Annotated in this window: 10 protein-coding genes; 4 read left to right on the top strand and 6 right to left on the bottom strand. The window is 74.3% G+C overall.

The window, feature by feature from the left end:
• Positions 1–115 precede the first annotated feature (115 nt).
• Entirely contained in the window at positions 116–409 is a 294-nt protein-coding gene (locus GYH36_RS00840; RefSeq protein WP_024841973.1) for a WXG100 family type VII secretion target, read from the top strand.
• Between the two features lie 100 nt (positions 410–509).
• Here GYH36_RS00840 and groL read toward each other — a convergent pair whose 3' ends face one another.
• Positions 510–2,135, bottom strand: a complete 1,626-nt coding sequence (gene groL, locus GYH36_RS00835; RefSeq protein ID WP_024841972.1) for a chaperonin GroEL — start codon at positions 2,133–2,135, stop codon at positions 510–512.
• A 288-nt stretch (positions 2,136–2,423) separates the two neighbouring features.
• Between groL and GYH36_RS00830 the strand changes: the two genes are divergently transcribed.
• Positions 2,424–3,905: a glycoside hydrolase family 15 protein gene (locus GYH36_RS00830; protein ID WP_376739797.1), complete on the top strand. Its 1,482-nt coding sequence runs from the start codon at positions 2,424–2,426 to the stop codon at positions 3,903–3,905.
• 9 nt (positions 3,906–3,914) lie between these two features.
• Here the strand turns inward: GYH36_RS00830 and GYH36_RS00825 are convergent, their stop codons facing one another.
• From GYH36_RS00825 to GYH36_RS00810, 4 genes are all read right to left on the bottom strand, one after another.
• Positions 3,915–5,420: a phytoene desaturase family protein gene (locus tag GYH36_RS00825; RefSeq protein ID WP_162288826.1), complete on the bottom strand. Its 1,506-nt coding sequence runs from the start codon at positions 5,418–5,420 to the stop codon at positions 3,915–3,917.
• A gap of 19 nt (positions 5,421–5,439) precedes the next feature.
• The gene (locus GYH36_RS00820; protein ID WP_024841969.1) at positions 5,440–5,643 is read right to left on the bottom strand and encodes a cold-shock protein; all 204 of its coding nucleotides are present in this window, start codon (positions 5,641–5,643) and stop codon (positions 5,440–5,442) included.
• A 181-nt stretch (positions 5,644–5,824) separates the two neighbouring features.
• Positions 5,825–6,475 carry a LytR C-terminal domain-containing protein gene (locus GYH36_RS20185; protein ID WP_024841968.1) on the bottom strand — a complete coding sequence of 217 codons (651 nt, stop codon included), beginning with the start codon at positions 6,473–6,475 and terminating at the stop codon, positions 5,825–5,827.
• 81 nt (positions 6,476–6,556) lie between these two features.
• Positions 6,557–6,877, bottom strand: coding sequence for a DUF3263 domain-containing protein (locus GYH36_RS00810; RefSeq protein WP_024841967.1), 321 nt, complete (start codon positions 6,875–6,877; stop codon positions 6,557–6,559).
• 233 nt (positions 6,878–7,110) lie between these two features.
• Between GYH36_RS00810 and GYH36_RS00805 the strand changes: the two genes are divergently transcribed.
• Entirely contained in the window at positions 7,111–7,767 is a 657-nt protein-coding gene (locus GYH36_RS00805) for a uracil-DNA glycosylase (protein WP_162288864.1), read from the top strand.
• Positions 7,768–7,935: 168 nt separating this feature from the next.
• Positions 7,936–8,775, top strand: a complete 840-nt coding sequence (locus GYH36_RS00800) for an SGNH/GDSL hydrolase family protein (protein ID WP_203231458.1) — start codon at positions 7,936–7,938, stop codon at positions 8,773–8,775.
• A 61-nt stretch (positions 8,776–8,836) separates the two neighbouring features.
• Here the strand turns inward: GYH36_RS00800 and GYH36_RS00795 are convergent, their stop codons facing one another.
• Positions 8,837–15,034 carry a GH92 family glycosyl hydrolase gene (locus GYH36_RS00795; protein WP_162288825.1) on the bottom strand — a complete coding sequence of 2,066 codons (6,198 nt, stop codon included), beginning with the start codon at positions 15,032–15,034 and terminating at the stop codon, positions 8,837–8,839.
• Between the last annotated feature and the right edge of the window lie 137 nt (positions 15,035–15,171).

Genomic DNA, 15,171 nt, shown 5'->3' with positions numbered 1-15,171 from the left:
CCGTCGCCGGTCGCCCACCAATCCGCGCCCGCTCCTACCGTCGGTGAGCACGACGCCGGCGACGCCCGGCGCGGTGGCCGCCGGCCGCCGAGGACGTGAGACGACGGAGGGCTCCATGAGCAGGTACGAGGTCGACAGCGCGCGCGTCGCGCAGGCGAGCGCAGCGGTCAACGGGTCGGTCACCGCGATCCGCGCGGAGGTGGGCGCCATGATGCGCCACCTCGCGGACCTGCAGGCGTCGTGGCGGGGCTCCGCCGCGTCGTCCTTCACGGGCGTGATGACGCAGTGGCAGACCACGCAGAACCAGGTCGAGCTCGCGCTCGACGACATCACCGCGGCGCTCGGCGCCGCCGCCCAGACGTACGCCGACGCGGAGTCCCAGGCCGCGCGGCTGTTCACGGCGCGGTAGCCCGGGCACGACGAAGGCCGCCGACCGGGCGAAACCCGGCCGGCGGCCTTCGTGCGTTCCCGCGACCTCCCGGACGAGCCGGGAGAGGGTCAGGCGTGGATCAGAAGTCCATGCCGCCCATGCCGCCGTCGGCGCCCGGAGCGGCCGGAGCCTTCTCCGGCTTGTCCGCGACGACGGCCTCGGTCGTGAGGAAGAGCGCCGCGATCGAGGCGGCGTTCTGCAGCGCGGAGCGCGTGACCTTGACCGGGTCGTTCACGCCGGCGGCGAGGAGGTCCTCGTACTCACCGGTCGCGGCGTTGAGGCCCTGGCCGGACGGGAGGTTGCGCACCTTCTCCGCCACGACGCCGCCCTCGAGGCCGGCGTTGATCGCGATCTGCTTGAGCGGGGCGTCGATCGCGGCGCGCACGATCTGCGCACCGGTCGCCTCGTCGCCGTCGAGCTCGAGCTTCTCGAACGCCACGGCACCGGCCTGGATGAGCGCGACGCCACCACCGGCGACGATGCCCTCCTCGACGGCCGCCTTCGCGTTGCGCACGGCGTCCTCGATGCGGTGCTTGCGCTCCTTGAGCTCGACCTCCGTCGCAGCACCCGCCTTGATGACGGCCACGCCGCCGGCGAGCTTCGCGAGGCGCTCCTGGAGCTTCTCGCGGTCGTAGTCGGAGTCCGACTTCTCGATCTCGCCACGGATCTGGTTCACGCGACCAGCGATGAGGTCGGCGTCGCCCGCACCCTCGACGATCGTGGTCTCGTCCTTGGTGACGACGACCTTGCGCGCCTGGCCGAGCAGGTCCAGCGTCGCGTTCTCGAGCTTGAGGCCCACCGTCTCGGTGATGACCTGGCCGCCGGTGAGGATCGCGATGTCCTGGAGCATGGCCTTGCGGCGGTCGCCGAAGCCCGGGGCCTTGACGGCGACGGACTTGAACGTGCCACGGATCTTGTTGAGCACCAGGGTCGCGAGCGCCTCGCCCTCGACGTCCTCGGCGATGATGAGGAGCGAGCGGCCGGCCTTCATGACCTGGTCGAGGACCGGGAGCAGGTCCTTCACGTTCGAGATCTTGGACTCGACGATGAGGACGTACGGGTCCTCGAGCACGGCCTCCTGGCGCTCGGGGTCCGTCTCGAAGTAGCGCGCGAGGAAGCCCTTGTCGAAGCGCATGCCCTCGGTGAGCTCGAGCTCGAGGCCGAACGTGTTCGACTCCTCGACCGTGATGACGCCCTCCTTGCCCACCTTGTCGAGAGCCTCGGCGATGAGCTCGCCGATCGCGGGGTCGCCGGCCGAGATGGCGGCCGTGGCGGCGATCTCGTCCTTGGTCTCGATCTCCTTGGCGGCGTTGAGCAGCTGCTCGGTCACCGCGTCGACGGCCTTCTCGATGCCGCGCTTGACGGCGATCGGGTTGGCGCCGGCCGCGACGACGCGCAGGCCCTCGCGCACGAGCGCCTGGGCGAGGACGGTCGCGGTGGTGGTGCCGTCACCCGCGACGTCGTCCGTCTTCTTGGCGACCTCCTTGACGAGCTCCGCACCGATCTTCTCGTACGGGTCCTCGAGCTCGATCTCCTTGGCGATGGAGACGCCGTCGTTCGTGATGGTCGGCGCGCCCCACTTCTTGTCGAGCACGACGTTGCGGCCCTTGGGGCCGAGGGTGACCTTGACGGTGTCGGCGAGCGTGTTGAGCCCGCGCTCCATGCTCCGACGAGCCTCCTCGTCGAAGGCGATGATCTTGGCCATGGGGAATGATCCTCCGCTGGTGGCGTATGGCGGTCGGCCGGCGCCCGCGACGGACGGCCCGCGACGGGCGGCGTTCATGTCACGCCGCCGGGCGGGCCTCACCTGTCGACCTGGTGGTCTGCGCCGCACCCGCGGAACGGGTGCCTGCGCTGGTCACTTCTGTCACTCTCATGACGCGAGTGCTAACGCCATTATTGGCACTCGCAGGGTGCGAGTGCAAGACAGCGCGTGACGCGCGTCCCCGGTATCGCGACGGGCGAAACCCAGGCGGTGCGGCGTCCTCGTAGGATGCGCGGTGTGATCCGCGCAACACCGACGTGGCGCCTCGCAGCAGCCCGTGCCGGCTTCCTGCTGGTCCCTGCCCTCGGCCTGACCGCGGCGACCGCCGTCGCCGCGCCGACGGGCGAGCACATCGACCTCTACCAGGACGGCGTCGCCGTCACGACCGCCCCCGACGGCGGGACGGCGCTCCTGCGCCTCGCGCCCGGCGTCGGCGCGACGTACCTCGACGGCAGCCGCGTGCTCGACCCGGCCGCGCTCGACCCGGCCGCTCTCGCCGAGGGCGTCGACCCCGCGGACGGCGAGGCCGACCGCCTCGCCCAGGTCGCGGGCGAGCCGATCGCGGCGGCCGGCCTCCTCGACCCCGACCGCGCGCACGACGCCGCCGCCGCGTCCCGCGCCTGGCTCGCGTCCGGCGTCGTCCCCGGTGCCGACGGGCCGTTCGCCGCGCTCGGCGAGGCCGCGCTGCTCGACCTGCGCGCGCTGACCCTCGACGACGGCGCAGCGCTCGCCGCCCCCTCCCCCAGGTGGCGGTACGTGTGGCCGCGCGACGCGTCGTTCACCGCGGCGGCGTTCGCACGCACGGGCCACGTCGCGGACGCGCGCGACGTCCTCGGCTTCCTCGCGCGCGTCCAGGAGGACGACGGCTCCTTCCACGCGCGCTACCTCCCCGACGGCTCCGGCGTGCCCGACGACCGCGGCCTCCAGTCCGACGGCGTCGGCTGGGTCCTGTGGGCCGCGGACGTCGTCCTGGAGGAGACGCCCGCCACCGACCGACCCGAGGTCGCCGCCGAGCTGCGGCCGCTCGTCGACGCCGCGACCGACCACGCGCTGTCGCTCGTCGACGGCGAGGACCCCCTGCCGCCCGCGTCGAGCGACTACTGGGAGGTCGAGCCCACGTCCCTCACGCTCGGGACCGCTGGCCCGCTGCTCGCCGGGCTCGAGGCCGCGGCCGACGTCTACGCCGTCGCGGGCGAGACGGACCGGGCCACCGAGGCGACGCTCGCGGCCGCGCGGCTGCGCATGGCCGTCGAGCGCTCGTTCGGCTCGCAGGGCTACCCGCGGCACGTGACGGGCGGCGCGCGCGACGCGTCGACGGCGTTCGTGCTGCCGCCCTTCCAGCCCGAGCCGCTCGCGGGCGCGGACGCCGCCTGGCGCGAGTCGGTCACCGAGATGCTGCGCCCCGCGGGCGGTCTCGCGCCCGGCGCGGGCTGGCGCGACGACGGGATCTCGTGGACCCCGCAGACGACGCTCTACGCGCTCGCGGCGTCGTCGTCGTCGGACCCCGACGACCGAGCCGACGCGCGCGAGTGGCTGCGCTGGGTCGACGACCACCGCACGGCGTCCGGGGCGATCCCCGAGAAGGTCCTCGCCGACGGCTCCCCCGCGGCGGTCGCGCCGCTCTCCTGGAGCTCTGCCCTCGTGGTGCTCGCGCTCGTCGAGCTCGACGGCGCCGACGCTCCGGACGGGGCCCCCGTCGCCGCGGGGTAGCGCGGCGGGCTACCGCGCGGCCGCGTCCGCCGACGGCTCGGGCGCGAGCGACGGGTCCGCGCGCACGTCGAACTCGCGGCGCAGCACGCGGCGCGCGGCGTACCAGCCGCCGAGGCCGTGCACGCCGGGCCCCGGCGGGGTCGACGCCGAGCACAGGTACACGCCCTCGAGGCCGACGGCGTAGGGGTCGAGGCGGGGCGTCGGGCGCGCGACCATCTGCCACATGCTCACGGCGCCGCCCGCGATGTCGCCGCCGACGTAGCTCTCGTCGTGGGCCGCCATGTCCGCCGCGGGCACGCAGCGCGACGCGACGACGAGGTCTCGGACCCCCGGGGCGAAGCGCTCGAGCTGCGCGAGGACGTCCTGCGTGACGTCGCGCGTCGAGCCCGCGGGCACGTGCGCGTACGTCCACAGCGGGCGCAGCCCGTTGACCTCGCGCGCCGGGTCGACGACGGTCGGGTCGCTGACGAGCACGACCGGCCGCTCCGCGTGACGGCCCGCCGCGACGTCGGCCTCGGCGCGCGCCATCTCGGCGCGCGTGCCCCCCACGTGCACCGTGCCGGCGCGCCCCACCTCCGGGTCCGCCCACGGGACGGGCCCGGAGAGCACGAGGTCCACCTTGGCCGCCGCGTCCCCGTGGCGGAAGCGGCGCAGCGCCGTCTCGGCGCGCGGGGCGAGACGGTCGGCGAACACGTCCGCGACGACGCGCGGCGCCGTGTCGAACACGTAGGCGCGGGCGCGCGGCAGGTCGGCGAGCGAGCCGACGCGGTGCCCGGTGACGACCTCCCCGCCGTGCTCGCGCAGGTCGTCCACGAGCGCCGCCGTGATCGCGCCGGACCCGCCGCGCGGCAGCGGCCAGCCGCCCGGCGCGTGCCCGAGCGACGCGAGGAGCAGGGCGGTCCCGGCCGCAGCCAAGGACGGGAGCCGCGAGATGGCGTGGGCGGCGACGCCCGTGAGCAGGGCCCCGGCCTCCTCCGTCCGGAACCGCCGCCCCCAGGCCGCGCTCCCCTGCTCCAGGACGGCAGCCCCGAAGCGGGCGGCGACCGCCGCCCCGCCGGGCGTGAGCGCGCGCCCGGGGATCGAGCGCTTGTCGCCGAGCGCGACCGCGACGACGTCGCGCCAGCCGTGCGCGAGAGGACCGAGGAGGCCGCGCCAGGCGTCGCCGTCGACGCCCAGACGCTCCACCGTGCGGTCGAGGTCGTGGTACGCGATGCCCGCCCGCCCGCCGTCGAGCGGCTGGGCGAACGACACCTCCGGCACGCGGAGCTCGACGCCGCGCGCGCCCAGGTCGAAGGCCTCGAAGAACGGCGACGCCCAGGCCATCGGGTGCACGGCCGAGCAGACGTCGTGCACGAGCCCGTCGGCCAGGCCGAGGTCCAGCGTGCGGGCACCGCCGCCCCACGTGGGCTGCCCCTCGAGGACGCGCACCGAGAGGCCCGCGCGCGCGAGGGTCACGGCGGCGGCCAGGCCGTTGGGACCCGAGCCGACGACGACTGCGTCGAGGTTCTCCGTCACGCGACCCTCGGGGGCCGCGTCAGAGCGGCCGCACCTGCTCGGCCTGCGGGCCCTTCGTGCCCTGACCGAGCTCGAACTCGACCTCCTGGCCTTCCTCCAGCGTGCGGTAGCCGTCCGTCTGGATCGCGCTGAAGTGCACGAAGAGGTCCTGACCGCCGGAGGCGGGGGTGATGAACCCGTAGCCCTTCTCGGCGTTGAACCACTTCACGGTCCCCTGAGCCATGTACGTCTCCTGGTGCGTCGTCGCCCCCGAGGCGACCTCCGCCCCGTGGTAGCCCGAGCCTAGCCCTCGCACGGCGGTCGCGGAAGGTCGGGCGCGCGCGGGTCCGGTCGAGGCCGCAAGGGCGAACGACCAGGTCAGCGCGCGGGTGGAGCCGACGCGCACGCCGCCGGGTCGCGGAGCGTCAGCCGACGGGCGAGAGCTCGGACTTGACGATGACCACGACGTCGCCGGAGCGGAGCGGCTGCTGGCTCACCTGCTCGGCGGGGATCCCGAGGATCGCCGCCACCGCGGCGGCGCTGTCGCTGCGGTCCTCGGCGTACCAGACGGTCGTCGCGGAGACGTCGTCGGGGCTGCCCTCGTAGTCAGCCGCCTCGACGTTGGTGAACCCCTGGCCCGACAGGGCGTCGCGGCCCTTGCCGGCCTCGCCGCCGATGCCGCTCGCGTTGAGCACGCGCACGTACGCGCTCGGGTCGGCCGCGGCCATGAGCGACGCGAGGTCGGGGGTCTCCGGCGTCTCGTCGGCCGGGGGCTCCTCCTCCTGCGCCGGGGGCTCGTCCGCGGGAGGCTCCTCCGTCTCCTCGGCGGGAGGCGTCTCGCTCTCCTCGGGCGCCGGGTCGGTCGACTGCGCCTGCGGCGGGTTGTCGGTCGCGCCGTTGTCCGACAGCAGCGCGACGCCCCCGTACGCGAGGCCGGCGAAGACGACGGCGACCAGGAGGAACGGCCACGTCTTGCTCCACCCGCTGCGCGGCGTGCGGTGCACCCCCACGGGCGCACCCTGCGGCGCGGGCGCGTCGAACTCGTCGGGCGCGTAGGGGTAGCGGCTCTTCGTCACGGCTGACAGGGTAGCCCGGCCGGGGCCGTTGACTAAACGCCCAGTTCGCCCGGACTTCACGGGCGACGGGACCCGGTGCGGTCAGAGACCTTCGAGCCGGCGGGCCGTGCGGGCGCGCTGGCGGGTGGAGCGCATCCGGCGCAGCCGCTTGACCAGCATCGGGTCGTGCGCGAGCGCGGCCGGGGAGTCGATGAGCGCGTTGAGCACCTGGTAGTAGCGCGTCGCGGACATGTCGAACAGCTCGCGCACCGCCTGCTCCTTGGCGCCCGAGTACTTCCACCACTGCCGCTCGAACGCCAGGATCTCGCGGTCCCGCTCGCTCAGGCCCGACGCCGGGTCCTCCTGAGCGGTCCGGTCGCCGACCGCGTCGGGTCCGTCGAGCACGTACGCCGCCTCGCTCATCGTTCCCCTCCTGCACTCTCTCGTCACGGGACCTGCGCACGACGGTGCGCGGGACCGCCTCACAGCGTACGCACGAACCACACCGGTGTCATTCGTCCGCGCCGCGCGGCGCGGGGCCTGCGAGTGCGGCCGTTAGGCTCGGGACCGTGGAGAGCGCACCCGCCCAGCCCGTCGCCGTCGACCCGGCCACGCCCGCCCCGGCGGCGAGCGCACGTCCCCCGCTCGCGAGCATCATGGCGCCCGACTGGGCGCAGGCCCTCGCGCCCGTGGAGCCGCAGCTCCACGCCCTCGGGGACTTCCTGCGCGCCGAGGTGGCGGCGGGCCGCGCGTACCTGCCCGCGCCGTCGGCCATCCTCAACGCGTTCTCGCGGCCGCTCGCGGACGTGCGCGTCCTCGTCGTCGGGCAGGACCCGTACCCGACGCCCGGGCATCCCATGGGCCTGTCGTTCTCGGTGCAGCCCCACGTGCGCCCGGTGCCCCGCTCGCTGCAGAACATCTTCGCCGAGCTCAGGGACGACGTCGGCGCGCCGACGCCCGCGCACGGCGACCTGTCCGCGTGGGCCGACCAGGGCGTCATGCTGCTCAACAGGGTGCTCACCGTGCGGCCCGGCGAGCCCGGCTCGCACCGCGGCCAGGGCTGGGAGGCCGTGACGGAGGCCGCGATCCGGGCGCTCGTCGCGCGCGACGCCCCGCTCGTCGCGATCCTCTGGGGGCGCGACGCCGCGACCCTGCGCCCGATGCTCGGTGACACGCCCGTCGTCGCGAGCGCCCACCCGAGCCCGCTCTCGGCGCGGCGCGGGTTCTTCGGCTCGCGCCCGTTCTCGCGCGTCAACGAGCTCCTCGTGGCCCAGGGCGCGGATCCGGTCGACTGGACGCTCCCGACCGCGTGACGCTCGCCGTCCGGCGCCCCGCGCCGAGCATGTGCTTCTGGCCCGTCCGCGCCGCCTGACGCGCCCGGACCGCATGCTCGACCAGTCGTGGGCGACCGGTCGGCGGTGCACGGTTCCGGCAGGAGCACAATAGGGCGGGTGACGACGCAGAACCCGACGACCACTCCCCTGGCCGGAGACACCGCCGACGCACGCCGACCCGACGACGACCCGCCCCGCTGGACGAGCTACGTCGCGATCGGCGACTCGTTCACCGAGGGCCTGTGGGACCCGTACCCCGGCGAGCCGGACCACCAGCGCGGCTGGGCCGACCTGCTCGCCCAGCACCTCGCGGCGCGCCGCGTCGAGGCCGGCGAGGAGCCGTTGCGCTACGCCAACCTCGCGATCCGCGGCCGCAAGCTGCGCTCGATCCTCACCGAGCAGGTGCCGGCCGCGCTCGCGCTGCAGCCGGACCTCGTGAGCCTCGTCGGCGGCGGCAACGACATCCTGCGGCCCAACGCCGACGTCGACCGGCTCGCGCGCAACCTCGAGCACGCCGTCGTCCGCCTGCGCGCGTCGGGGGCGGACGTCCTCCTGGCGACGGGGTTCGACGCCTCGCAGTCGCCCCTCGTGAGCCTCACGCGCCCGCGCGTCGGGGTGTACAACGCGCACATCTGGGCGATCGCGCGCCGGCACGGCGCGTACGTGCTCGACCTGTGGGGCATGCGCGCGCTGCAGGACTGGCGCGTGTGGTCCGACGACCGCATCCACCTCACGCCCGAGGGCCACCGCCGCGTCGCCCAGGGTGCCCTCGTCGGGCTCGGTCAGGAGCCCGACGACGCGGCGTGGGACGACCCGCTGGCACCCCTGCCGCCGACCCCGGCCATCGACCGGGCGCGACAGAACGCGCAGTGGGTGCGCACGCACGTCGTGCCGTGGGCCCAGCGGCGGCTGCGGGGGACGTCGTCGGGCGACGGCCGCCTGCCGAAGGCCCCGGAGCTCCTGCCGGTCCCGCTCGCGCAGGACTGACGCGGGCCGGGCCGGCGACCACGTCGCCGGCCCGGCCCCGTCACGCGGACGTCACCCGGGATCAGCAGGTCCGCGCCGGGTAGGCCACCTCCTGCGTCGCCCGCGGTCCGCCGCCGGACGGCACCGCGGTGACCGTGACGGTCCCCGCCTCGACGCCGCCGGACCGCGACGAGAACGACTGGTAGCCGTTCGCGCCGCCGGCGACGCCCGCGAAGGTCTTCTCGCCGAACGGCGTCGTGACCGTCACGTCGAGCGGGCCGTCACCGAGGTTGTGCGCGCGGACCGCGACGTACGCGGTGCCGGCGAGGCAGCGGACCTGGACCTCCGCCCGCACCTGCGGCGCCTGCGGCGTCGCCGCGAGCAGGGCGCCGAGCGCGCTCGCCTGCGTCCTCCAGTCGAACACGTTGGGGTGCTCCGCGGTCCCGCCGCCGGCCCACCGCACGCCGAGCCGGTCGCCGTCCGCGCGGTCCTGCGCCCAGATCGTCGCGGCCTGGCGGTCGACGACCTCCTGGTACCGCGCCTCCCCCGTCGTGTCGACGAGGTCCATGAGGTACCGCATGAAGATGCCCTTGAACTGCTTGCCGTTGTCGTCGCACGTGCGGTCGAGCGCGTCGCAGGCCTCGGTGAGGACCCCGTCCACGACGAGCGCGTCGGACGCCAGCGCGGCGTCCGCGAGGCGCACGGCCGTCTCCAGCGGGGCGGCGTCCCCCGTGGCCCGGTGGAGCTCGAGGCCCGCACCGATCGCGAGGCCCTGGTTGTAGCTCCACACGGTGCCGCCGTTGTTGCGGCAGTTGCCGGTGAGCCCGTCGTTGACGAGGCCGTCCTCGTTCACCATGCCGCTCGCCCGGAGCCAGTCCCAGCCGGTCTGCGCGCGCTCGAGCCACACGGTGTCACCGTCGATCCGGTTGTGGAGCTCGGCCGCGAGCCGGACGTAGAGGCCGTTGGTCACGGCGTTCTTGTACGTCCTCTCGGCGTCCCACCACACGCCGCCGCCGCACGTGCCCGGGTCCCAGTACCCGTGCACGTACTCGGCGATCGTGACCGACATGTCGAGGTACTTCTGGTCCCCCGTGAGGTCGTAGGCCGAAGCCCACGTGAGGCCCCACCACGCGGCGTCGTCGATCGCGCGGCTCGTGAAGTTGCCGAGGATCTCGTCGCTCGACATCTCGCCCGCGGGGAACGGCGCCTTGTTGCGCTCGAACGTGCGGTCGACCTGGGCCAGGTAGCTCCGGTCGCCCGTGCGCTCCATGTAGTCGATCACGGTGTTCGTCGCGACGGCGGAGTTCCACCAGCTCGACGGCCACCAGGCCTTCTCGGGGTCGTAGTCCGCCATGAGCGTCCGGACCGCGCTCGCCGCCCGCTGGGTCGCGGGCGGGTTCTCGATGAGCGCGTCGACCAGCGGCACGAGCACCGTGCGGGCGTGCTCGCTCACCGCGTCCGCGGACGCGTCCGCGATCGCGGCGCGCAGCGCGGTCAGCGCCTGCGCGACGCCGGCCGCGTGGGCCCCGTCGAGCTGCTCCGCCGCGTCGTCGACGTGCGCGACGAGGGCCTGCGCCGTCCCGGCGTCGACGTCCCCGCTCCGCTGGAGCGCACCGATCTGGGCGCGGATCTCGTCGAGGCCGGTGCTCGCCGTGAGCCACTGCGAGACGAGCAGCGTGAGCTCGGCGCGCGTGCGGTCGTCGAGCAGAGCGGTCGGCGTCGTGTCGACCGCGGCGCGCAGCAGGCGCAGCTGTGCGCGCACGGCGTCGGCGTCGTGCGCGTCCTCGGCCTCCTGCGCCGCGGCCACGAGGCCGCCGAGCCGCTCGGCCGTCTCGGTGGGGATGCGCCCGGCGTCGACCGCCGCGGTGATCGCGTCGTCGAGCTCGCTCACGCGCGGGGCGTGGGCGAGGAGCTCCACCTCCGCGAGCGCCGTCGTCGCGCCCGTCGACGCCGTGACGCGCAGGCGGTACTGCCGGTGCACGCCCGGCTCGGCGATCGAGAACGCCCGCGTCTCGAGGCGCGACGCGAACGACTCGCCCGAGCGCTCGTCGAGCGTCGTCCACGTCTCGCCGTCGGTCGAGCCCTCGAGCGTCCAGGCGCTCGGGTCCGTCCCGTCGCCCGCGGCGGACGTGAGGGTGTACATCGCCGCGCGCGCCGTCGTGCCGGTCGCCTCGAACGTGACGCCCGGCGTCGCGGTCGTGAACGCGACCTCGGCCGCGGCGGTGTCGTCGGTGAGCGCGGCGACGTCCGTGCCCTCGTCGTCCGTCGTGACCTCCCAGGTGCTCGTGACGTCGGCGAGCGGGTCGGGCAGGTCGTCGCCCTCGGTGATCGACGGCGGCGCGTCGTCCGCCCCGGTGCCCCACGCCGACGGCGTCGGGCCCATGTCGAACACGATCGTGCCGCCGTCGGCGAGCTGGTCGTGCGTGAGGTACGTCGCCGACTGCGGCACCCCGTCGACCGTCACGCCCTGCACGTAGACGTTCTCCGCGCTGTTGTCCGGCGCCTCGATCACGAGGTCCTCGCCGTTCTCGAGGTGGATGGTCGCGCGCGTGAAGAGGGGCGAGCCGATCACGTACGTCGGGCTGCCCACCTGCAGCGGGTAGAACCCGAGCGCGCTGAACAGCCACCAGGCCGACATCTCGCCGTTGTCCTCGTCGCCCGGGTAGCCCTGGCCCATGTCGTTGCCCGTGAACGACCGGGCCAGCGCGGTCCGGACGATCTCCGCCGTCCTCGACGGCTCGCCCGCGAACGCGTACATGTACGGGATGTGGTGGGAGACCTGGTTGCTCAGGCCCCACTGCCCCTGCCGCACGGCCTTGGCCTCGCGCATCTCGTGGATGACGCCGCCGTACGAGCCGGGCTTGGCCGCCGTCTCGGGGGTCGCGAAGAACGCGTCGAGCTTCGCGCCGAGCGCGTCCGGGCCGCCGAGGAGGTTGGCGAGGCCGCGGCCGTCCTGCACGGCGTGGAACGCGAAGTTCCAGCCGTCGGTCTCGGTGAACTCGTTGCCCCAGACCTCGGGGTCGAAGTCGGCTGCGGACTGCGCCCACGAGCCGTCCTCGCTCCGCCCGCGCAGGAAGCCGGTGGCAGGGTCGAACAGCGTCGCGTAGTTGAGTGCGCGGTTCAGGTAGTACTCGTGGTTGTCCGCGTACTCCTGGCGGCGCGGGTCGTCCTCGCCGCTCGCGTCGAGCAGCTTCTTCGACATCGTCGCGATGCCGTAGTCGTTGAGATAGTCCTCGAGCGACCACGACGCGCTCTCGTGCGTCGACGTCGGCGTGTAGCCGAGGAACGTCGCCGGGTCGAGGCCCTTGCGTCCCACGCTCGCGTCCGGTGGCACGGTCGACGCGTTCTTCAGGGCGGCGTCGTACGCGGCCTCGACGTCGATGCCGGGCACGTCCTTGAGGTAGGCGTCGGCGAACGCGACGTCCGAGCTCGTGCCCGTCATGCTGTCGGCGTACCCGGGCGCGGACCAGCGCGAGACCCAGCCCCCGTCGCGGTACTGCTGGACGAAGCCGTTCACCATCTCCCCGGCCTCGGTCGGGTACAGCAGCGAGTACGCGGGCCACGCCGTGCGGTAGGTGTCCCAGAACCCGTTGTTGACGTAGACCTTCCCGTCCTCGACGCGCGCACCGGTCTCGGTCGCCGTCGTGCCCTCGGGCGCGGGGTCCGACGACGCCGACGACTGCACGACGTGCCGGTAGACGGGCTCCTCGGCCGTCCCGACGTTCTCGTGGCCCGAGTTCGGGTAGAGGCTGAGCCGGTAGAGGTTCGAGTAGAGCGAGACGAGGTCGTCGTGGCTCGCGCCCTCGACCTCGACGACGCCGAGCGTGTCGTCCCAGAGCTGCTGCGCGCGGTCCGTGACCGTCTCGAACGTGTCGTCCGCGGAGATCTCGAGCTCGAGGTTGTGCCGCGCCTGGTCGACGCTCATGAGGGACGTCGCGAGCCGGAGGTGGACGACCTTCTCGTCGGACGTGTCGAACGACAGGTAGCCCGTGACGTCGCCGCCCCCGCCGCCCGTGAGGCGGCCGCTGCCGGTCACCGGGCGGTCGACCGTCCCGTACACGAACATGCGCGTCATGCCCGCGGAGCTGCCCGGCGTGCTCACGTCGGTGTAGCCGGTGACGACGCCGGCGTCCGCGTCGAGCGTGAGACCGCCCGCGCTCGTGACGTTGTCGAAGATCAGGTGCGACTCGTCGCCCGTGAACGTGAACCGGAAGATCGCCGCGTGGTCGGTCGGCGCGATCTCGGTGCGCAGGCCGTCGTCGAACGTCACGCCGTAGTAGTGCGCCCGCGCCTCCTCGGCGTCGTGGCTGAACGTCAGGGCGCGCGCCGCGCGGTTCGCGTCGGGCGTCCCGGGCGCCTCGGAGGGCATGACCTGGAACGTCTGGCGGTCGCCCATCCACGGGCTCGGCTCGTGGCTGAGCGAGAACGCCTCGATCGCGGTCCGGTTCTGGTCGTCGTTGCGGTTCTGGTACTCGTAGACCCAGCGGTTCGACCCCGCGTCCGTCACCGGGGTCCAGAAGTTGAACCCGTGCGGCACGGCCGTCGCGGGGATCGTGTTGCCGCGGGAGAAGTCGCCGTTGGCGTTCGTGCCGCGGGTGGTGACCACGTAGTCCGAGGGGCGCTCGGCGCTCGGCTGCTCGGGCTCGGCCGTCACGGCGACGTCGTCGATCCAGCCGCTGAAGTCCGCCGGGCCGTCCGGGTTGTCGTAGCCGACGAGCACGCGGTCGATCGTGCGGCCCGCCGCGACGTCGCCGATCCTGGACACGACCTTGTTCCACTGGTTGACGTAGAGGGTCTTCGCCTCGCCCTGGCCCTGCGGGCTCATCCCCGCCCCGTGCCGGTCGACTGCGCCCAGCTCGCTGAGGTAGGTGCCGTCGGTGAACGCGAGGTCGACCGCGGCGTACGTGCTCGCGTAGCCCAGGTCGTTCTCGGCGGCCTCGGGGAAGATCACGTACGACAGCTCGGTCTCCTCGCCGACGGGCACGTCGACGTCGAGCACCTTCGCGTACGCGTACCCGCGCCCGTCCGTCGTATGGCTGCCGCCGTAGTGCAGGGCGCCCAGGCCGGTCCACCCGACCTCCGACGGCGCGGTGTACGCGCTGCTCGGCCCGGAGCCGACCTCGGCCGTCATGTCGGTCGCGGCGAGCGGCTCCGTCGCGAGCTGCAGCTCGGCGAGCTGCGTGCCGTCGCTCCCGCTGTTGGACGTGATGTCGAGCCGGTAGTACCGGTACTCGCCCGGCGACGCGACCGTGTACGCGCGCGTCTGGAACCGCTCGGAGAACGTCTGGTTCGTCCGCTCGTCGAGCGTCGTCCACGCGGACCCGTCCTGCGAGCCCTCGAGCGTCCACGCGCGCGGGTCGCGGCCCGGCGCGTCGTTCGCGGACGACAGCGCGTACGCGCGCACCGTCGTCGCCGCGTCGAGCTCGTAGGTGACCTGCGCGGTGCGCGCACCGGCCAGCCACTTCGTGGCGACGTCGCCGTCCGCGAGCTTGTCCGCGGTCTCGTCCGGCGGGTTCTCGCGCGTCGCGGTGACGCCCGCGACGCGGTCCGTCACGTCGCCCGGGAAGTCGACCGTGCCGGGCACGAGGCGCCGGACCGACGTCCCGGAGATCACGACGTCGACGGCCGCGGCGTCGTGCGTGCGGATCTGGAACTGGGGCGTGCCGCCGCCCGACGCGGGCCGCACGACGTCCACGGTGACGGTCCGTGGCTCGTCGGAGAGCGTGAGGTACGTGCCGCCGACGTCGGAGCTCCCGCTGTAGACGTTGAGGAACGCGCGGCCGGACCCGGACAGGGTCGCCTCGGCACGCATCGTCACGCCGCGCTCGAGGTCGGGCATCGGCACCTGCACCCACGTCTCGCCCTGCGCGTCCATCGCCCAGCGCTGCGCCGGGTCGCCGTCGGCCGTGGTCGTCGCCTCGAGCGTGCCGGGCACCGAGCCGACGCCGTTCTGGAACGGCCCCTCCCACGCGAGCTCGTCCGTCGCTCCGCCGAGGACGTCGTCCCCGCTGGGCGTGCTCGGGCTGCGCTCGAGGACCGACGTCCCGACGACTCCCTCGACGCGGGGGCCGTCGGCCGTCTCCTCCGGGGTGCTGGTCCAGTCGAGCGGTGGGTCGTCCTCCTCGAACGACGTCGACAGGTCGCCCGGTGCCGCGTGGGCCGCGACCGAGCCGGTCACGAGGGTCGTGCCGCTGAGCAGGAGGCTCAGCGCGACGGCCGCGGCGACGCCCGGCCTGGTCGGGCCCCGGAGCAGGGACGGGTGCGTGCGGTGAAGTGACATCGATGTCCTTCGGGGAGAGGGCGAGCGACGATGCTCGCGCAGGCATGACAGCGCTGGCAGGCTCGACGCTGCCAGATGACGGGGGCAACGGTCAACCCTGCGGGGGGATCGCCCGGGAAGCCGGGCGGTGCGGTCGT

Origin of the sequence: Cellulosimicrobium composti, assembly GCF_010287905.1 — a bacterium.
Taxonomy (GTDB): domain Bacteria; phylum Actinomycetota; class Actinomycetes; order Actinomycetales; family Cellulomonadaceae; genus Cellulosimicrobium; species Cellulosimicrobium composti.
Note: the sequence above shows the minus strand (reverse complement) of the source record. Positions and strands in the feature narration are given on the sequence as shown.